At 26.8% G+C, this 19,857-nt stretch carries 18 protein-coding genes; 14 read left to right on the top strand and 4 right to left on the bottom strand.

Features of this window, described 5'->3' with window-relative positions; genetic code table 11:
* Positions 1–17 precede the first annotated feature (17 nt).
* Positions 18–1,721, top strand: a complete 1,704-nt coding sequence (locus tag KO488_RS09610) for a protein adenylyltransferase SelO (protein WP_216058586.1) — start codon at positions 18–20, stop codon at positions 1,719–1,721.
* Positions 1,722–1,734: 13 nt separating this feature from the next.
* Here the strand turns inward: KO488_RS09610 and KO488_RS09605 are convergent, their stop codons facing one another.
* Together KO488_RS09605 and KO488_RS09600 are read right to left on the bottom strand one after the other, a co-directional pair.
* A complete protein-coding gene (locus KO488_RS09605) occupies positions 1,735–3,147 on the bottom strand; it encodes a sensor histidine kinase (RefSeq protein WP_216058585.1) in 1,413 nt (470 codons plus the stop codon).
* 8 nt (positions 3,148–3,155) lie between these two features.
* Positions 3,156–4,028, bottom strand: coding sequence for a transporter substrate-binding domain-containing protein (locus KO488_RS09600; protein WP_216058584.1), 873 nt, complete (start codon positions 4,026–4,028; stop codon positions 3,156–3,158).
* Between the two features lie 183 nt (positions 4,029–4,211).
* Here KO488_RS09600 and KO488_RS09595 point away from each other — a divergent pair, with 183 nt between their 5' ends.
* The 5 genes from KO488_RS09595 (at position 4,212) to KO488_RS09575 (ending at position 10,883) form a co-directional block, all read left to right on the top strand.
* On the top strand, positions 4,212–5,399 hold the full coding sequence (locus KO488_RS09595) for a hypothetical protein (protein WP_216058583.1): 1,188 nt from the start codon (positions 4,212–4,214) through the stop codon (positions 5,397–5,399).
* Position 5,400: 1 nt separating this feature from the next.
* Positions 5,401–5,967 (top strand): condensin complex protein MksE, encoded by a 567-nt coding sequence (locus tag KO488_RS09590; RefSeq protein ID WP_216058582.1) that lies wholly within the window; start codon positions 5,401–5,403, stop codon positions 5,965–5,967.
* A complete protein-coding gene (locus KO488_RS09585; RefSeq protein ID WP_216058581.1) occupies positions 5,957–9,655 on the top strand; it encodes an ATP-binding protein in 3,699 nt (1,232 codons plus the stop codon). Before KO488_RS09590 ends, KO488_RS09585 begins: the two co-directional genes overlap by 11 nt.
* Positions 9,656–9,668: 13 nt before the next feature.
* Positions 9,669–10,544 carry a hypothetical protein gene (locus tag KO488_RS09580; protein WP_216058580.1) on the top strand — a complete coding sequence of 292 codons (876 nt, stop codon included), beginning with the start codon at positions 9,669–9,671 and terminating at the stop codon, positions 10,542–10,544.
* A gap of 114 nt (positions 10,545–10,658) precedes the next feature.
* On the top strand, positions 10,659–10,883 hold the full coding sequence (locus KO488_RS09575; protein WP_216058579.1) for a hypothetical protein: 225 nt from the start codon (positions 10,659–10,661) through the stop codon (positions 10,881–10,883).
* A 179-nt stretch (positions 10,884–11,062) separates the two neighbouring features.
* Here the strand turns inward: KO488_RS09575 and KO488_RS09570 are convergent, their stop codons facing one another.
* Positions 11,063–11,626: a recombinase family protein gene (locus KO488_RS09570; protein WP_216058578.1), complete on the bottom strand. Its 564-nt coding sequence runs from the start codon at positions 11,624–11,626 to the stop codon at positions 11,063–11,065.
* A gap of 639 nt (positions 11,627–12,265) precedes the next feature.
* Between KO488_RS09570 and KO488_RS09565 the strand changes: the two genes are divergently transcribed.
* From KO488_RS09565 to KO488_RS09550, 4 genes are read left to right on the top strand one after another with little or no spacing between them, the layout of a single operon-like run.
* A complete protein-coding gene (locus tag KO488_RS09565) occupies positions 12,266–12,721 on the top strand; it encodes a (2Fe-2S)-binding protein (RefSeq protein WP_216058577.1) in 456 nt (151 codons plus the stop codon).
* A 1-nt stretch (position 12,722) separates the two neighbouring features.
* The gene (locus KO488_RS09560) at positions 12,723–14,855 is read left to right on the top strand and encodes a molybdopterin cofactor-binding domain-containing protein (RefSeq protein WP_216058576.1); all 2,133 of its coding nucleotides are present in this window, start codon (positions 12,723–12,725) and stop codon (positions 14,853–14,855) included.
* A 3-nt stretch (positions 14,856–14,858) separates the two neighbouring features.
* Complete coding sequence (locus KO488_RS09555) at positions 14,859–15,746, top strand: XdhC family protein (protein WP_216058575.1); 888 nt, start codon at positions 14,859–14,861, stop codon at positions 15,744–15,746.
* Entirely contained in the window at positions 15,733–16,311 is a 579-nt protein-coding gene (locus tag KO488_RS09550; protein WP_216058574.1) for a nucleotidyltransferase family protein, read from the top strand. The genes KO488_RS09555 and KO488_RS09550 overlap by 14 nt, the downstream gene beginning before the upstream one ends.
* A 419-nt stretch (positions 16,312–16,730) precedes the next feature.
* Here KO488_RS09550 and KO488_RS09545 read toward each other — a convergent pair whose 3' ends face one another.
* Positions 16,731–17,600 (bottom strand): AraC family transcriptional regulator, encoded by an 870-nt coding sequence (locus KO488_RS09545; protein WP_216058573.1) that lies wholly within the window; start codon positions 17,598–17,600, stop codon positions 16,731–16,733.
* 118 nt (positions 17,601–17,718) lie between these two features.
* On the opposite strand from KO488_RS09545, the gene KO488_RS09540 reads away from it, so the two are divergent.
* The 4 genes from KO488_RS09540 to KO488_RS09525 all read left to right on the top strand — a co-directional run bounded on the left by KO488_RS09540 (position 17,719) and on the right by KO488_RS09525 (position 19,814).
* Positions 17,719–18,027, top strand: a complete 309-nt coding sequence (locus KO488_RS09540; RefSeq protein ID WP_216058572.1) for a hypothetical protein — start codon at positions 17,719–17,721, stop codon at positions 18,025–18,027.
* A complete protein-coding gene (locus KO488_RS09535; RefSeq protein ID WP_216058571.1) occupies positions 18,024–19,031 on the top strand; it encodes a zinc-binding alcohol dehydrogenase family protein in 1,008 nt (335 codons plus the stop codon). Before KO488_RS09540 ends, KO488_RS09535 begins: the two co-directional genes overlap by 4 nt.
* A 10-nt stretch (positions 19,032–19,041) precedes the next feature.
* Positions 19,042–19,428, top strand: coding sequence for a hypothetical protein (locus KO488_RS09530; RefSeq protein WP_216058570.1), 387 nt, complete (start codon positions 19,042–19,044; stop codon positions 19,426–19,428).
* A gap of 137 nt (positions 19,429–19,565) precedes the next feature.
* Complete coding sequence (locus KO488_RS09525; protein WP_216058569.1) at positions 19,566–19,814, top strand: hypothetical protein; 249 nt, start codon at positions 19,566–19,568, stop codon at positions 19,812–19,814.
* Positions 19,815–19,857: the final 43 nt, after the last annotated feature.

Here is a 19,857-nt window from a genome sequence, read left to right as displayed (position 1 = left end):
GATTTTAAGGAAAATATATGAATGAAATAAAACAAAACCAAAAACCTATAAAAAGCTTAGAGGATTTAGCTAAATTTGCTGATTACTCGTTAATGAAGACATTAAATGAAGATCCACAATCAAAAGCAGATGGTACTGATCATAATCCTAGACAAGTTTTCTCGGGTCATTATGTACCTGTAAATCCAACACCAATTAAAAACCCAGAATATATTGCACATAGTAAAAGTTTATTTGCTGAATTAGGCTTTGATGATAGTCTAGCACAGTCTGCTGATTTTATTAAAATGTTTTCAGGAGATATTTCACAAGTTCCAAAGCCTATGAGTAAAGTTGGTTGGGCTTGTGGTTATGCACTTTCTATCTATGGGAATGAGTACTATCAACAATGTCCTTTTCAAACAGGAAATGGATATGGTGATGGAAGAGCAGTTTCTGTTTTAGAAGCTGTTATAAATGATAAGCGTTGGGAAATGCAACTAAAAGGTGGTGGCCGAACTCCTTATTGTAGAGGAGCTGATGGAAGAGCTGTTTTACGTTCAAGTGTTCGAGAGTTTTTAGCACAAGAGCATATGTACTCACTTGGAGTTCCTACATCTAGGTCTTTGAGTTTATATACTTCTAAAAGTGAAACAGTTGATAGACCTTGGTTTTCACAAGGTTCATATTCTAAAGATCCTGATATGATGATAAGTGAAAATATTGCAATTACTACGCGTGTTGCTCCATCATTTATTAGAGTTGGACAAGTTGAGCTTTTTGCAAGACGTGCTAGAAAAAATGAGCATCCAAAAGCTATGCAAGAGCTTGAACAGATTGTATTACACTTAATTGAACGTGAATATAGTAATGAAATTGATGTGATTGATAAAAACTTATCTCTTGAAGACAAAGTAGTTTTATTAGCAATAAAGTTTAGAAAAAGACTTACAAAACTTATAGCTAACTGGATTAGGGTTGGATATTGCCAAGGTAATTTTAACAGTGACAACTGTGCAGCTGGTGGTTTTACACTTGATTATGGGCCTTTTGGTTTTATAGAAGCATTTGACCCATACTATCAACCTTGGAGTAGTAGTGGAGATCACTTCTCCTTTTTAAATCAGCCTCTTGCTGCAGAGCAAAATTTTCATGTATTTTATTCTGCATTAAGAGTTTTAATAGGTTCAAGTAAAAAGCATATAGAAGAATTAGATAAAATCAGAGATGATTTTTCAAAAGTAATGCAAGAAGAAATGAATATAATGTGGGCTTCTAAACTTGGCCTTGATACTTTTGATGAAGAATTATTTAATGAACTAGTAATTCTAATGGTTAAAAGTTCTGTTGATTATACTATTTTCTTCCGAGAACTTTCTTCTATTCCAACTGAAATAAAAGCACTTAAAAAAAGCTTTTATGGTTCTAATTATGATGAGAGTATTGAACAGTCTTGGATAAAGTGGCTTGAAAAATGGAATTCACTTATAAGTAATAATACAAATGAATTAAGTTCTCAAATGAAACTTATAAATCCAAAATATACTTTAAGAGAGTGGTTTTTAGTTCCTGCTTATAAGCAAGCAAATGAGGGTGATTATGCTTTAATAAAAGAGCTACAAGAAATTATGACAAACCCATATTCTGAACAATCTATTGAAGTAGAGAATAAATATTATAGTTTAAAACCACTAGAGTTTTTTGAGCTTGGTGGCGTATCTCATGTTAGCTGCTCATCATAAATCTTTAAAACACCTATTTTAGGTGTTTTAAACTAATTTTAATAGTGAAATTTGTTCCAGTATAAGGAATGTCTTTATATTTAAAAGACACATTTTTAACAGTAATACTTCCTTTTAAATGATTTCTAATAATATTTTCACACATATATAATCCTACTCCTGTACCTTGACTTTGATGTTTTGTAGTAAAATATAATTCAAAAATTTTATCAATTATTCTCTCATCAATACCCTGTGCGTTATCTTTTATTTCAATGATTAGAGAATTCTTTTTTACTTTTGTATCTATAAAAACTAGTTTTTCTTTACTTTCTATTTTTAGTAGAGCATCTCTTGAATTATTTAATATATTAACAAAAACTTGTATTAATTCATTCTCAATTGAAAGAATAGTACAGTCTTCAATATTTGTGATTATTTGGATATTTTTATCTTCAAATTGAGTGTTTATTAAGCTTAAAGCTTTTTCAATTATAGAAGAAATCAAAAGCTTTCTTTCTTTATTATTTCTTGGATCAAAAAAACCTCTAAAGTATTCAATTGTACTAGAAAGATATTGTGCAGAATTATTAATGCTTGTTAATATTGAAGTTAACTCAGTATCTGATAAGGTATTCATTTCTTTTTGTAGCTTTGCACCAGTAGCTGCTGTTGAAATAACTGATAATGGTTGACGCCATTGATGTGCAATATTTTCTAGCATTTCACCCATTGCAGCCATCTTAGTTTGTTGAATTAATATTAAATCTTTTTCTTTTAGTTCTACTAATTGTCTTTTATTTATCTCTCTTCTTTTTATTAGAGCTTTTCTCATAAGATTAAATTGTTCAGATAGTATACCTATTTCATCTTTTCTTTCATCAATTTTGATTTCTTGACTTAAATCTCCATGAGCAATTTTTACACTAGCTTTTGTCAATAATTTTAAAGAAGATGAAATCTTATTAATAAAGAAATATATAATTAAAGTTAGTATTAGAGTTAATAGTAAAGCAAAAGAGAATATTATGAATTTATAATTGCTTAAATGTTCAAATATTAAATCTTTTGAATAATAGATTATTAATTTACCTAAATCTTCATCATTATATTTTAAAGAAATAAGACTTTTTACTAAGTTTTCATTTTTATATTTTTTATTATCAATTTTTATATTTATCAATTTTGAATTATCAATTAATTCTAATTTTACAATCTCTGTATCTTTATAAATAGAAGTAATCATTGATTTAATAACATCTTCATTCAAAGTATAAAGTAAAGTAGATATTGATGCACTATAAATTTCTTTATTGTGTTCAATCTTTGAATAAAAAATTTCATTAACTTTATCTTTTTCAATTTTAATTACTACTGTAACAAATAAACCAAAAAAGATAATAACTGAAATAAGTACTGATAAAAAAAGTTTATAGGTTAAGTTCATATTTAGCTCTACTTTATTAGAAAAGGATAATTATATTTTTCATAAGATTTGTCAATACCTTTTAAAAAAGGGTTGTCTATCTTATAAATTTTTCTTTGTTTCATATTTATAAAATTAATACTAGGTTGATAGTATTTTTCAAATAGTTTATCTATTGAACCATCATAAAATCCGATTTTCAATCCTTCTTCTATTCTTTTAGCAATTTTCTCATTTTTTTTATTCATAAAGAAAAAACGTGGAAGAGGGTAATATAGAGCAAATGTTCTATCATAGTCTAATTTATCTAGATGTTTATATGCTTCATATTCAGCTAAGACTTCATTGATTCCTCTTGGAAAAAGATCTATTCTATTTAATGTTATCATATGAAAAAAACTAGAATAATTAGCGATGATACGTACATTAAATCCATTTGATTTTAAAATATTTGTATCTAACCAACCAACACCTTGTGCAAATTTTAATGTTTTTAGTTCTTCTAATGATTTTATATTATGTATTTTTTCTTTCATTTGAGGGGAAATAAAACTCACTCTATATCCAACTATCCCTCTATCTACAGGAAAATTGGAAAATGAAAATTTATTAAGCAAAGTATTATCAACCGAAGTCTTTAAAATAAAGTTCTTGATTTTATTCTCTTTTAAATTATATACAGCACGTGTAATAGTCATTTTTTTTGAAGGAATTAATTTATACTCACCATATTTATCTTTTGTTTTATCAAGAGCTAAGCTTAGTAATTCTATTTCATAATGCTTTCTTGCATCTACTTCATTATCTTCAGCATGGTAAATTAGTGTAATTGGAGAAGCAATAATAAATGTAGGTATTAGTATTATTAAAACATAAAAAGTAAGCATATTTATTTTTTTCATAATATGAACTCCTTTTTTGTAATAAAGTCAATAAGTAATTTTAGCTAAAATCATGAAACTTGTCTATTCTTTAAGTAGAAAACTCTTAATTTATAGGAAAGTTTCATAAATAAAGAAAAGATGAAAGATTAAATGTTATGATTTCATCATAACTAATATTATACAAAAGAATGGCAATTATAAATGACAACTAACATTAATCCAAAAGAGTTCATAAAAGTACAAAATGATGCAAAAGAAGCAATAATCGAAGCTCATTTTAAAGGTAGTATCGAATATATTGAAAATATGCCATACTATTCTTCTACTAGTTCTAATAAAAATAAAGATTTATCACCTGCAATTGAAAAACTAATTGACTTTAATGTATTTGATTATGATGATTACTCTTATTCTTTATTATTAAGTGATGATTACAATGCTCATTTACAAACTTATACAGATGTAAATATCAAAGATATTGAAGATAAGCAAAAGATTATTAAGAAGCTAATCAGAGATATTAAAATAAAAAGAAAAGATTTTAATGACTATTCAAGTGAAATAAAAAGAATAAACTCTTCTTTTAGAAATATTAAAAAGGTTATTTATAGAGCAATTGAATCATTAAATGAAAAAGAGATGAAGTTTAAAGCAGAAGTAAACTTTGAAGTTAAAAAAGCAAACTTATATGATTGTAAAGCTGATTTAACAGCACTTTCTGAAGCTGTAACAAATACTGATAAATTTTTAATTGAGTATAAGTCTTATTTTATAGATGAACTTGCAAATGAATCTATTTCTTATCATATTAATGCCTTAGCACATCATCTACATGATGTTAGAGAAAATATAAGCAAAACATTAAATGAACTTTCAAAATATCTTATTCATATAGAAAAAGAAGCTAAAAAAATTGAAAAACTAAATCACTTATATAAGCTAAAAGTTCACGGTGAGTTGTTTGAAAAAAGCAATATTGACTCTGTTATAAGTAGATTGAAGAATATAGCACCATCTGTAAAAGTAAAATCTCAATATATGAATGATTATGATTTAATCACAGCAATAGTAGAACTTGCAAAAGAAAATAAAATTGCACCAAGTTCTGAAATAAAAGTAGAAGAGCAAAGACCTGAAGCTATAGAACTTAATCAAAATAAAGTACCAAAACAAAGAATGATTTTAGGAACAAAAAAAGTCTATTATAGTTTTATTAAGCAAGATAAAGATTTAGCTTCATTTTTAAAAGAAAAAGAGTTAAATAAAAAGCAGTTCTTATCAATCTTTATTAGAACAACACTGCAATACAATAAGTTTTTAAAAATAGAAAAAGATATAACTATTGAACATAAAGGCATAGAATTGCCATATATTATAAAGAGGGGATAAATTGGATCTATCGCAATTAGAAGAGTATAAAGAAATTTTTCAAGTGATTGAAGAGTGTAGGGTAAATGGTAAATTTATAAATGAAAATAGCGCAGATTACAAAATCAAAGATGCATATAATTTTATATATCAATACAAACAAGAAGTAAAAACTTTTTTTAGTATTCTTGGATATTCTTTAGAATCTGACAAGGGTTATTTTTACTTTATTATTGAAGGTTATGAAACTATTCCTAAGTCTTATGTAAACGCTTATATTGACTATATAGATATCTATAGATTTTTAAAATTACTTAATACAAATATCAGTTCAGCAAATGGTGGACCTTATAGTGCTAGTGATATTGAAAGCAGATTAAACGGTGATATTGAGTTAAAAACTATGGTTGATAAAATGAACTTTTTAAAGAAACGTTCAACTAATAGAGAAGCCATCGATTCAATAATATTAAGACTAAAAAATGATGGTTTTGCCCAAAGTATTGGTAATAAAGAAGAAGAATTTTTAATACTTAGGTCATTTAAATTTATAGAAGATATGATAGAGGAAATTGAATATGAACTCTAATAAACTTGGATTAAAAGAGATAAGATTTATAAACAGTGGACACTTTCCAAATGAAAGAGTATTACTTGATGACTTTACACTTTTACTTGGAAGTTCAGGAGTTGGAAAAACTACTGTTATGAGTGCTATATGTTATTTTTATACTATGGATAAATCTAAAACTAGACCTGTTGATAAAGAACTTAGTTTCTATGATTGGCATTTAGATAGTATGTATTCGCATCTTATTTATATATATGAAAATAGTATTGGAAGAAATGCTTTAATATTAAGTAAAGATGAGGGTAAAGTAAAACATACCTTTATAAATATTCATAATTTCCAAGAAGATATAAGCACTTTATATTTAGATGAAGATAAAAGATGTTTAAATTTAAAAGAAATTTTAGCAAATTGTTCAAAAAACTTTCTAACTTATTATAAAAGTGAAACAGTAAGTACTTTTAGAAAAATGATGTGCAAAAAAAGCTATAGAATGCTTCCAAATAAAGATAAACCAAATATTGATTTTTCTTTTTATGATAGTGAAGAGTCAGCACATATTTTTGGTAAATACCTTTTTAATATCTATTCAAATTCATCAGTTAGAGATAAAGGTATAAAAGATATGCTTATTTCACTAATTGGTGAAAAAGAGTACTCATTAGATATTTTAGACTTTAAAAATAAATTATCAGATGCTTTAAAAAACGTGGCTCATTTTGAACTAATAGAGGATAGAAGAGAGAGAATATTAAAACTTGATGATACAATTATTTCTTATAAAGCTTTATGTGATGAGATAGATAAAACTACCTTTGAACTTGAAACAATGTCTTATAACAAAGACAGAATAAAAGAAGTAATAAACAATAATCATCTAGATTTATTAGCACAGCAAAAAATAAAAAGTGATAAGAAAAACAGCTTCTTAAATGAATGGAAAATTAAACTAAATAACTATAATTCTCAAATCTCAGATTTAAGTATAGAGATTAAAACAAATGAAAAAAACTATAATAACTTCCATCAACAATATAGAATAGATAATTTAATAAAAGAGCAAAATAGACAAAGTGAGTATGAAAAAAAACTTAATGAACTAAATATTAAAGTAAGTGCAATATCAAGTAGTATTGAAGAACTTGAAGCAGAAGAAAAAACAAAAAAACAAAAAGAAACTGCACTTATAAATGAAAAAAAAGATATAGAAAAACAAGAACTTGATAATAAAAAAGATGATTTAAACAATAAGTTATTAAACCTATCAAAAAATAAAGAGATTGAAATACAAACAGGTGTAAGCTCTTTTGATAAAGAACTTGAAGATAAAAACCTTGAATATACAAAACTAGATAAGAAAATATCTCAAGATGAAACTGCACTTTCATATTTACCAAAGCAAACGTTAGAGAACAATAATACAAAAAAAATCAAAGAAGAAATACAAAGATTAGATAGTTTAAAAAACTCTATTGAATCCCAAGTTATAGTTTTAGAAAGTGAAAAAGAAGGTCTTCAAAAACAAAAAGATGAAAATCTAAAAGAAGCTAATATAAAAATTGAAAATGAAGTTAGTATATATATTAAAAATAAAGCTGAACTTAGTACTAAACTAGAAAAAGTTAATGCAAAACTAGATATTGATAAAAACAACTTATTTGGATTTTTAAATAAAAATGATGTACCAAATAAAAGAAAGATATTAGCCTTATCTAGTGATGATATTTTATTTGATGAGCGTAATTTAAAATATTCTGTACATCAGAGTAATGACACTTTTTATGGCTTAAAAATTGATGGAAATATTGAAGCACTTGCTAGTAAATATGATATTGAAACGCTTGAAAACAATAAAACATCTTTGCAAAAACAACATGATGAATTAGTATCAAGATATAATATTAGGTATAAAAATTCACAAGATAATCTAAAAACAATTGCTAATAAATATGACAAAACAATTAAAGAAAAAACTAGGGCTGCTTATGAATTAAGTCCAAAAGTAAAAGATTATGACATAAAAATTAGAAACGAATCAAAAAGATTAGAAGATGAAATTCTAAGATTAAAAGATGAACTTGACAAAACAATACTTGATAAAAAAGAAAACCTTAAAAAAGATAAAGAGCAACTACAAACACTAAAAGAGTATATATCAAATATAAAAGAAAACAAGTCAGCTTTTATTTTCAAAGTTAATAAAAAATATGAAGATGATGAAAGAAAGTTATCTGGTGAATTAAATATTTGTATACAAAGTATTAAAAGTATAAATAAAAAATATTTAGAACTTATAAATACTTCAGATAAAGAAATTCATGCTATATATAATGAAATCAAGAAAAAAGAAAACATTGATATCAATGAACTTGAATCATATCAAAAAAATATAAAACTCATAGAAAAATCTCTTAGAGATATTAATAAAAACAGAGCCTTAGTTATAAGATATAAAGATGAAGTAGAGCCAAACTATAAAAAAGTTCCTTTTTTAAATGAACAATATGAACAAATGATTAAACAAAGAGATAAGGATAGAGATTATTTTGAAAAAGAGCTTACAGTTCTTACTCTTGATTTAAAAGAAATTGAAAAAGAAATAGATATTTGGAAGAATTATAATGAGTCTTTTAAAAACTTTGAACTAGAAATATCTGAACTAAAACTTGATAAAATATATGAAGCTTATAGTGATGATGAGATTGTATTACTTCTTAAAAGTAAGAAAAATATTAACATATTAGAAAGATTTAAAATTCTATTATCTCAAGAAACTGATAGAGAAAAAACTATTATTTTAGAAACTGGAAAAGTAATTGATGGTATTCCTGCTGATAATATGATGCAATTAAAAACAAAATTTGATATAAACAGCTTTGAAGACAATATAGAACAATATATTTTAATAGCTAAATCTTATGTAGATTTTATTAAAACAAAGTTTGATATTGAAGGAACTAGTTTACAACTTCATAGGTTAATAGAAGCTATTAACGATGCTGTAAGTAAAATATCACATATAAAAGGTACTTTTAATAGTATTGTAAAAGATGTAAATAAGATAAATCTTACTATTAGAAAAGGTATTGAAAATATTGCAGTAATTGACTCTATTAGATTAAATTTTAAAGATATAGGAAAAGATGAAGTTGTAAGTAAAATAGAGAGTATTGGTGATATGCTAAGTGCAAATATGCTTATAGGTTATGAAAAAAGTCAAAGAGCAGATGAATTAAAAAATGAACTAGTAAAAATAGCGCAAGATTTAAAAATAGTACTTGATAAAACCTTCAAAAAAAGTATTACAGTTGCTGATATTAGTACTCTAACTTTTGATGTTAGTGAAAATGCACAAGTTACAAAAGGAATAGCTACACTTGATAGTGTAGGAAGTAATGGTACTTCTATTATGATAAAAGCTATTATTTATATTACTTTACTTCGTATGGTTGCAAATAAGTTTGTAAATAGTGAAGATATAACATATCACTGTATTATTGATGAAATTGGACAAATTTCAGCAGATTATTTTACTGAGTTAATGAAATATGCAAAACACTTAGAATTTGTTTTTATAAACGGTACTGCTGCAAATGATGATGATATTATTGAAGCATATCCAAGAATATATATGGGTACTAGAGAGAGCTCTAATCATGTTGAACTTAACTTAATTGATGCAAGAAATGCAATGGATGACTGGTAAGAGATGATTTGTAATGGCAATTAATATAACTAAGAATAATTTTATAGTTATAAAAATACTACTTGAAGAGAAATATATATCTAAGAGTACTTTTAAAAACAAAAAACTCTTAAGTGCATTATTAGCTTGCAATAGTATATCAATTAGCGAAGAAAGACCTGTAAAAATATACCTAAATGATGAAAAAGCACTCTTAGGTGTAATAAAAGCAAATGGATATAATGTAACATCTTTAAGAGATATAGAGCACTTTATAAATCAAGAAGAAATACCTAAAAGTCGTGATGATGTAGCTAATGATTATTCAGATACAAAAAGAGTAGAATCAAAAAGTTTTAATGGCTTGATGATAGCTGTATTAGATAAGTTAGAAGTTACTTTCAATAATAAAAAAGAATATCTTTATCCAAATATACAAGCAACTGGCTTATTTTTGCACTATTCTTCAAAGTTAGAATTACTTGATGATGTGATTGTAGTAGGTGTAGAAAATCCTCAAGTAGTATGGCAAATCAAAAAATATAAACATTTATTTGCTGAAAATAAAAAGTATTTATTCCTATCAATTAGTGAGTATAAAACAAACTATCAATACAAGTGGCTTGAAACTTTTAAAGGAGAGTATATACACTTTGGAGATTTTGATTTAGCAGGGATTAATATCTATTTAAACACAATTATTCCAAGACTAAAAAAGTGTAAAAAACACTCTTTTTTAATACCTGAAAATATTTATAAAATAATAAAAGAAAAAGATTATAAAAAAGATTATTCACATCAAACAAAATATGAAAATATAGAATCAAAAGATGATTTTATATTACAAGAATTAATAGATTTTATTAAAACTAATAAAATAACTCTTGAACAAGAAATGTTAAGCGTATAAAATATTATCATTTGGGTCATTGTATTTAGCTTGTAAATTACCTAAAAAAATGAAGTTGAATTAATTCGAGAACCCATTTAAAAAAGTTTATTTTCCATTTATGACTTAAGTTGTGTGGAAGAAAATGGAAATAAACGTATAACAAAAGATTGTAATGTAAATGGTTCAAATAAATATGCACTAGATTGGCAATCAAATAAGATATATAAATCTTGGCGAAATGCTGTAGAATTCACAGAAGATGAAATTGGTGTTAATAATAAAAAATCTTACATGAATTTTCAAGAACAATTTTCAGGTTCAGGTGCATCATTTATCTGGTCGAGTAATCTTGTTTAGGTATCAAGTTAAATAGTACTAATAAAAACAAATATTGAACATATTTAAGCACAAAAAAAGAGTCAAGAGCTTTAATATTTAATTTCCCATATTCTCTTACTTTTTGAGCAGTTTTTACAAAAAAATAGCTTGTTCCAAATAGACTTTAATTTTTGAACATATAGAAGTAGTCAAATTGACTACTTCTTTTTATCTATATCTTTAATTGCTCTATAGATTGTATTACGAGCTACATGAAAGAACTTAGATAACCATTCAACAGACTTTCCTTTTTCATGCTGCGAGTATATAAGTTTTTTCTCTTCAGTACCCAGAATAGCTTTTCTACCAAACTGAACACCTTTTTTCTTTGCAGCTTCAATTCCTTCTCTAACACGTTCATTTATTAAATCACGTTCAAATTCTGTAATAGCACCTAACATTGTAAATAACAGTCTCCCTGCTGGTGATGTTGTATCAATATTTTGATGTAATACTTTTAAGTTTACATCTTTATTTTGTAAAAACTTTGCAGTATTATGAAGGTCTATTACAGACCTTGCTAATCTATCAAGTTTAGTAACATAAAGTACATCACCTTCTCTTACGAAATCCATCATAATCTTAAACTGTTCTCTATCTGATTCATTCTTTCCTGACCTTTTTTCGGAGAAGATCTTTTTACAACCAACACTTTTAAGTTGATTAATTTGATTCTCAAGATTTTGACTTGAAGTTGAAACTCTTGTATAACCTACATTCATAATAAATCCTTTGTTTTGAACTTATTATTTATCTCATATATTTGAAGGAATGTAAAGCAGTGATTAATTTCCTGAAGAACAGTTTGTGGGGCATGAAAATGTTAGTAATACTATGGGATTTATTAAACCTACTGATGATCAGATTATTAATAGTTTGGTTAGATGAGGATTAAAAGAAATTAATAAAGTTGTATTTCAATAAAAGAACTTTGGTCTCTTACAAAGCTGTTGTAATAAGGTCTTCAAGAGATTTACTAGATATTTCGTATTGGAAAAGTGCTTATTCTTGTATAAGAACAGAAGTATTAATATCAAGTAAATTATTTTAAAGTCTTGTTTTCAATTTCCTTTTGAAATAATAAGATTATCTTATTTATAATATTTATTTGGATTTCAACACTATTTTCACCACTTATTAAATTTAATGAATGATTTATAAAGTTACTTCTATAGTGTGTTAAAAAAGTTGAAGCTTCTGATTTCTAAATAACAGTTGTTTTATAATAGATAGTTTCTAAATCTTAGGAACTAATATTCAAGATTTTGTAGTAATTGACATGCTATTTGTATTTTTTAATATTTGAATTGTGCTAACTTTTAGATATTATTGAAATAAAAATCATATAAAAAGGAAAATAAATGTCAATAAAAATAACTGTTGATAAAAAAGTTTATTCAGTTGATGTAAATCCTGATACACCACTTTTGTGGGTATTAAGAGATACTCTAAATCTTACTGGTACAAAGTTTGGATGTGGTGTTGCACAATGTGGAGCATGTACAGTATTAATAAATGGAGTAGCAACAAGAGCATGTGCAACACCTATTAATACATTAAATGATGCACAAATTACTACTATTGAAACAAAAGAAGACAAAACTGTTCAAAAACTTCAAAAGTTCTGGGTACAAGAAGATGTTGTTCAATGTGGATATTGTCAATCAGGACAAATTATGAATGCAGCTGGATTATTAAAATCTAATGCAAAACCAAGTGATAGTGAAATCTTAACAGCTATGAATGGAAATATTTGTAGATGTGGAACTTATAATAAAATCAAGACAGCAATTAAAGCTGCGATAGAAGAGGCATAAGATGGAAAGAAGAGATTTTTTAAAAACAACTTCACTTGTAAGTTCAGCGTTTGTAATTGGTTTTTATCTTCCAACTAAATCAAGAGCAGCAGAAACAACAGTAGCAAAACCTCTAGAGCCAAATGCTTTTGTAGAAATCAAATCTGATAATACAATTAATTTTATTATAGGACAAGTTGAAATGGGACAAGGAACATATACTACTTTAGCTATGTGTATTGCTGAAGAATTAAATGTAAATTGGGAAGAGATTAATTTTAAAGGCGCACAAGTTGCTCCTGTTTATAATCATTTTTATGGTCCTCTTATGATTACAGGCGGTTCAAGCTCAATTGTTGCAAAACAATTAGAAATGAGAAAAATAGGGTCTGCATTAAATACTATGTTAAAAGAAGCAGCTTCCAAAAAATGGAATGTAAGAGTTTATGATATTAAAACTAAAGATTCAAAAGTTATAAATAAAAAAACAAAAGAAGATTTTACTTTTGGAGAACTTATAGCTGATTTACCTTCAATAAAAGTTCCAAAAGATCCTAAAATAAAACATTTAAAAGATTGTACAATTATAGGAAAACCTCATTCAAGACATCCTAAAGAAGCTTGGGCTAAAGTTACTGGAAAAGCTGATTTTGGGTTAGATACAAGGGTTGATGACTTAAAATATGCAGCAGTTTTACATCCTACAGTTTTTGGTGCAAAAGTTAAAAGTTTTGATGCTAGTGCATTAGAGAAAAAAACTGGGATTATAAAAGTAAAACAAATTCCATCAGGAATAGCTGTTATTGCAGATTCATGGTATCTTGCAAAAGAGGCTTTAAATGATATTAATGTTGATTGGGATTTAGGAGACTTTGCAAAGATTAGTACTGCTGATATGGATAAAGAGTATGCTGCTGCTATGGAAAAAGAGGGAGCATCTATGCGAAAAGATGGTAATTCTGCCGAGGCATTTAATGAAGCTTCAAAAGTAATCGAACTAGATTATGATTTTCCATTTTTAGCTCATGCCGCAATGGAACCTTTGAGTTTTGCAGCACATCACAAAGATGGTAAAGCAACTCTATGGTCATCAGCACAATCTCAGACTTTAACTTTTGGTGCAACACTTAAAGTTCTTGGTGTAAAAGCAGAAAATATCACTTACAATACTCCATATTTAGGCGGAGCATTTGGAAGACGTGGTGCTATTAATCTTGACTTTATTTTAGATGGACTTCATGTAGCTAAAGATGAAGGTTTCCCAGTTCTTACATTATGGACTAGAGAAGATGATATAAAACTTGGAAACTATAGACCTAAATATAAAAATAAAGTTAAATTAGCTTTAGATGAGCATGGTGATATTACGGCCTTTGATGCTAAAGTTGCAAGTCAATCTATTTTTAAAGGTTCACCATTTGAAGGTTTTGGATTTAAAGATGGTGTTGATGGTGCACAAAAAGAAGGACTAGCATCCCATCCCTATAATATTGATAATAATGACATGCAAGCACATGTTATGGAATCACCAATCCCTGTACTTTGGTGGAGATCAGTTGGACATACACAATCAGCACAAACAGTTGAATGTAGTATTGACCAAGCAGCAGCATATGCTAAAAAAGATCCAATAGAATATAGAAAATCTATGCTAAGTAATGAAAGATTTATAACTTTACTTGACGATGTTGCTTTAAAGGCAAATTGGAAAAATAGAAAAAAAGAGAAAAATGTTGGTTATGGTGTAGCTATTGTTGAATCATTTGGAAGTATATGTGCTCAGATTGCAAAAGTTAGAGTTAGTAAAAATGATTTTAAAGTAGAAAAGGTCTGGTGTTCTATTGATTGTGGTTTTGCTTTCAATCCTCAAAATGTCGAAAATCAAATGATTAGTAGTATTAACTTTGGAATTGCAACTCTATTAAGTAGTGAAATTACAATAAAAGATGGGGCAACAGTTCAAAATAACTTCTATGATTACACAGTTACTAGAATTTCAGATGCTCCTGATATTGAAGTTAGTATTATCAATTCTGGTGAAAAAATTGGTGGTATTGGTGAACCTGGAACGCCTCCAATTTTAGCAGCAGTTCCAAATGCAATTTTTGATGCAACAGGAAAATTATATACTTCAATGCCAATAAAAATTGGATAAAAAATGTTTTTAAATAAAGAGTACTTAAAATTTATTGAAGATAGTAAACAAAAAGGTTTAGATATAGTAGGAACAAGTGTTATTGAAACACTTGGTTCTACTTTTGCAAAGCCTGGGAATATGATGCTTGTAAATTCAATAGGCGAATTTACTGGCGTATTAGGAAGTCCTTTTTTACATAATAAAATTTTAGAGATTTCAAAAAATATTTTAAAAAGTAAAGAATCCTATATTTTTGAATCTGTAGCACAAGATGAGTCATCCGGACATGGAAATAGCAAATATTTTTCACAGCCTTTTTTTCTAAGTGAAAATTATGGAGTACTAGGTTTATCTCTTAAAAATATAGGCAAAACACTTGTAAGATCAATTAAAGATAATAGCTACAAAATTCTTAATGAAGAATGTAATACTAAACTTGAATATGATGAATTCTATCAAACTATAAAATCTCCTTATTCTTTATTAGTCTTTGGTTCAGGAGTTCATGTCAAAGCACTTATTGAAATGGCAAATATTATGGCTTGGAAAACAACCATAATAGATATAAAAATGAATAAGTACGTAGAAGATGCTGATAAACTAATTGAATTAGAAAAATTAGAAGATATTTTAACAATGGATTTAAGTTCTTATACTGCATCAGTAATATTAAGTCATAGTCCAAAAACTGATGATATTTATTTAAGAGCATTACTTGATTCAAATGTTGAATATATTGGAATGATGGGAAATAAAAAGAATATGCAAAGTAAAATAGAACAATTTGGCTTAGAAAATGACAGAAGATTTTTTGCTCCAGTTGGTTTTGATATTGGTGGAAATACTCAGCAATCAATAGCACTTTCAATTTGTTCACAAATAGAGGCTAGGAAAAATGGAAAAATTTAGTAGTCTTGCTGTACTTATCCTAGCAGCAGGCACATCTTCTCGATTAGGCGAGCCAAAACAATTATTAAAAATAGGGAATGATACACTTATTAAAAATGCTGTAAAAAAAGCTTTGAAAATTAGCTCCAAGGTAAGAGTTGTCTTAGGATATAAAAGTGATGAAATAATAAATGAAATAATAAATTTTCCAATATCAATTATAGTTAATCCAAACTATGAAGAAGGTATGGGCAGTTCAATATCTTATGGCATGAATGACTTTTTTAAATCTACTAATGTATTAATTATGTTATGCGACCAACCTCTAATTCCTTTAAGTCATTATATAAAATTAGTTAAAAAATCGATTGAAAATGAAAATACTATTGTATGTTCAAAGTATCAAAATAGATTTGCAGTGCCTTCAATATTTCCAAAAAATTATTATAAAAATCTTGAAGAATTAAAAGGTGATAAAGGTGCAAGAAAATTTCTTGAAGAAAATACTCTAGAATTTGTATCGTTGCAGGATGAATTCTCGATTGATATAGATACGCAAGATGATAAAAAACTTTTAGACAAATAGATTTAAATATTTGACTTATAAACAGAGTATTTGAGCACTCTATTTTAAACTGGTGTTATACATCTTAGTTTGATAGGCTAATTTTTATTAGGTAAAAAAAGCTTCTTATTCAAGAAGTTCTTTTCACAGAAGGAAACAAGTTTCATAAGTTTAAAAATTCGCAGTTTTTAAACTCTCTAAGAAGTTTTACATTTCTTCTTATGTTATGTAAAAGTATAACCTGTCTCAACTAACTGATTGACAATCAATAATTAATGGATGTTTAATTTATTATTTTAACTTTGATCTGTCAACAAAAGATAGGACACAAAATTTTAAAAGTTACAGGTTATTGGACATTTGTATAATCATTTGTAAATAAATCTTTCTATACTACTAATATAGTAAAGCTTAGGAACAGAGAATATTATAAGGTTTCATTACACTACACGAACAGGTACATAAAAATCTAAAATAAATGTTTTATTACCCGCTAAATAATGATTCTTATGATAAATAGCATAAGCAGGTAGTGTAATAGCTTCATAGCCACTATTTGGCATCCAATACTGATATATATAAGTCATTAACTTACATACATCACCATATGATCCTTCATAGTGAAAAATTGCACATAACGATTCTATAACTTCAAATTTACTAATTGAGTTTGTAGGTATAAAATCATCATTTACTTCTAATGCTGCTATATAGTTACATTCCTCATATGGAATAATAATTGTATTATCATGATAAACACCAATTTGTGTAGCATTTTTAATATCCTTTTCATACGCATATGCCATAAGTCTTTGCCATAACTTTGATAATTCAACTCCATCATAACCTTTATGCCTAATATAAGCACATGTTCGAGTGGGTACTCCTTCTATTTTAGGCTCTAAATCTTTAAACTTCTCATAAAATTTTTCTTCTAAATCTAGTTTTTCTTTTGTGAAATTTTTATATGCACCCTTTTTCCATTGAGAAGGTGTATAAGAAAAACGTTTTTTAAATGCTTTTATAAAAGAAGTATGAGAAGCATATCCACATGATTGACTTATTTCACTAATTGTAGAAAATTTATTAGTAATAAGAAGATTTGCAGCCTTTTGAAGTCTTATAGAGGTAACTCTTTCAAAAACATTTTCTCCTATTTCTTCTTTAAAAATTGTAAGAAAGTGAGACTTACTTACACTATTTAATTTTGCCAATTCTTCTAATGTAATATTTGTATCTATATATTTATAAATATAATTAAGAGATTTGTTTACAATATCAGCTCGTATATGTTTGGTATCTTTTTTCATAATTTTATTATATCAGAAGATATAAAAATAGTAATTTAGGATAATAAAGAAAGAATATAGGATAAAGAATTAATTTATCTTATTGATTATAATAATAAGAAAAATTAAGGAGAATATTATGAGTAGAACACCAATGACAAAGAGTAATGAACAGATAGTTATATCAGGATTTGAGTTTTTACCAGCTCTAACATATAATAATAGTATTGAAATATTTCCGCCTTTTTCGCAATTAGCAAATAAACATTTTTTTAATAGAGGTTTAAATATTACTATTTTAGAATCAGGTTCAATAAAAATCAATTTTGATAATATGAATTTAGAGAAAAGAAATATTTTTTTAAAAGACTTAAAGTCTTTTTTAAAAAGTTCAAGAAGAGAAATAATAGATAATTTTTTAATCTATAATAATAAAGGAAGAATATGAAAGCAATAGGAATTAAAACATCACACGAAATTAATCATGAAGAGAGTCTAGTTGAGTTTGAAATGAATAAACCAGCTGCAAATGGCTTTGATATTGTAGTAAAAGTAAACGCTGTTTCTATGAATCCAGTTGATACAAAAGTTAGAGCAAATGCAGTTAAAGATACTGTATTAGAAAATCCAAAAGTTCTAGGTTATGATGGTATAGGAATTGTAGATAGTATTGGTTCTGATGTTACAAACTTTAAAGTTGGTGATAGAGTATTTTATGCAGGTGATGTTACAAGAAATGGTTCAAATAGTGAATTTCAATTAATTGATTCAAGAATTGTTGCACTTGCTCCAACTACAATTAGTGATACAGAAGCTGTAGTTCTACCTCTTACCTCTCTTACTGCATGGGAAGCAATGTTTGATAGAATGAATATCAAAAAAGATAAGAAAAAAACTATTTTAATTATTGGTGGAGCAGGAGGTGTTGGTTCAATTGCAACACAAATTGCAAAAGCAACTACGGAACTTACTGTAATTGCAACAGCTTCAAGAGAAGAAACAAGTGCTTGGTGTAAAGATATGGGAGCTGATATTGTTGTTAATCATAGAGATTTATTAACTTCAGTTAGAGAAGCTGGCTTTGAAACTGTTGATTATATTTTCAATTTAGCAGATACAAAAATTCACTGGGATGCAATGGCTGAACTTATTGCTCCACAAGGTAAAATTTGTTCAATTGTTGATACAACAGAACCCGTAGATATCAATAAATTAAAGCCAAAATCAGTAACTTTTATCTGGGAATTTATGTTTACAAGAGCTATGTTTAATACTGAAGATATTAGAGAACAAAGTAATATTTTAAGTCAAATTGCTTCTTTAGTAGATGAGGGAAAAATTAAAACTACGCTTAGTAAAACAATTGAAGGTTTTAGTGTTAAAAGTTTAAAGCAAGCACATGAACTTACTGAAAGTGGCAATAATATCGGTAAGATAGCCATTTCTTTTTAAGAAGAATTAAATGAAAAACTTAGAAAACAATTTTTATATTGTAGCAAGAGAAGCTGGTGCAGAGAATCATAATATTCCGGCATGGGCTAATACAAATAATAATCCAATAATGCTTGACGAAAATATAACTCAAAATATAAAACGAATAAATCTTTCAAATATACCAGGATCATTTCAAGTTCTTAATATTTTAACAAAAGAAGAGTGTAATAGGTTTATAATACAAACAGAAAAATTAGGTTACTTAGAAGATGCAGCGGTATCATTACCAAGAAGTGTTCGACATAATAATAGTCTTACGTGGATTATTGATGATATGACTCATGATATTATTTGGAATAGAGTTAAAGAATATATGAGTGATGAAGACTCTATTTTTAATGGTAAAAAGTTTTAGGAATAAACAAAAGGTTTAGATTTTATAAATATGATGAAGGTGATTTTTTTAAAGTTCATACAGACGGAGCTTGGCCTGGTAGTTCAGTAAAAGATAATAGGTTAATAACAGATGCATATCCAGATAGATTTAGTCAAATGTCATTTTTAATTCTATTAAATGAAGAGTTTGAAGGTGGTGCAACTCAGTTTTATATTGATGAAGAAAATCCTTCAAAGCCAGCTCGAAATTTATCAAATTCAAAAATAGAAAATATAAGAACACCCACAGGAGGAGTTTTATGTTTTCCTCATGGAATGCATCCTTTACACTGTTTACATAGTTCAGATAAAATCTTATCTGGCGTAAAATATATAATAAGAACTGATGTCTTATTTGAGAAATAACTAGATATCATCTATATTTTTGATGTAATATCTTTCCCTTTCT

This window comes from Poseidonibacter lekithochrous (genome assembly GCF_018861145.1).
Classification (GTDB): domain Bacteria; phylum Campylobacterota; class Campylobacteria; order Campylobacterales; family Arcobacteraceae; genus Poseidonibacter; species Poseidonibacter lekithochrous_A.
This window is presented reverse-complemented; position numbering and strand designations above follow the sequence as displayed.

Bases quoted from the DNA above. Each gene is read 5' to 3' on its own strand.
- KO488_RS09545 (WP_216058573.1), bottom strand. From the start codon at position 17,600: ATGAAAAAAGATACCAAACATATACGAGCTGATATTGTAAACAAATCT.
- KO488_RS09525 (WP_216058569.1), top strand. From the start codon at position 19,566: ATGTCATTTTTAATTCTATTAAATGAAGAGTTTGAAGGTGGTGCAACT.
- KO488_RS09600 (WP_216058584.1), bottom strand. From the start codon at position 4,028: ATGAAAAAAATAAATATGCTTACTTTTTATGTTTTAATAATACTAATA.
- KO488_RS09585 (WP_216058581.1), top strand. From the start codon at position 5,957: ATGAACTCTAATAAACTTGGATTAAAAGAGATAAGATTTATAAACAGT.
- KO488_RS09580 (WP_216058580.1), top strand. From the start codon at position 9,669: ATGGCAATTAATATAACTAAGAATAATTTTATAGTTATAAAAATACTA.
- KO488_RS09605 (WP_216058585.1), bottom strand. From the start codon at position 3,147: ATGAACTTAACCTATAAACTTTTTTTATCAGTACTTATTTCAGTTATT.
- KO488_RS09555 (WP_216058575.1), top strand. From the start codon at position 14,859: ATGTTTTTAAATAAAGAGTACTTAAAATTTATTGAAGATAGTAAACAA.
- KO488_RS09550 (WP_216058574.1), top strand. From the start codon at position 15,733: ATGGAAAAATTTAGTAGTCTTGCTGTACTTATCCTAGCAGCAGGCACA.
- KO488_RS09570 (WP_216058578.1), bottom strand. From the start codon at position 11,626: ATGAATGTAGGTTATACAAGAGTTTCAACTTCAAGTCAAAATCTTGAG.
- KO488_RS09610 (WP_216058586.1), top strand. From the start codon at position 18: ATGAATGAAATAAAACAAAACCAAAAACCTATAAAAAGCTTAGAGGAT.
- KO488_RS09565 (WP_216058577.1), top strand. From the start codon at position 12,266: ATGTCAATAAAAATAACTGTTGATAAAAAAGTTTATTCAGTTGATGTA.
- KO488_RS09595 (WP_216058583.1), top strand. From the start codon at position 4,212: ATGACAACTAACATTAATCCAAAAGAGTTCATAAAAGTACAAAATGAT.
- KO488_RS09530 (WP_216058570.1), top strand. From the start codon at position 19,042: ATGAAAAACTTAGAAAACAATTTTTATATTGTAGCAAGAGAAGCTGGT.
- KO488_RS09540 (WP_216058572.1), top strand. From the start codon at position 17,719: ATGAGTAGAACACCAATGACAAAGAGTAATGAACAGATAGTTATATCA.
- KO488_RS09560 (WP_216058576.1), top strand. From the start codon at position 12,723: ATGGAAAGAAGAGATTTTTTAAAAACAACTTCACTTGTAAGTTCAGCG.
- KO488_RS09535 (WP_216058571.1), top strand. From the start codon at position 18,024: ATGAAAGCAATAGGAATTAAAACATCACACGAAATTAATCATGAAGAG.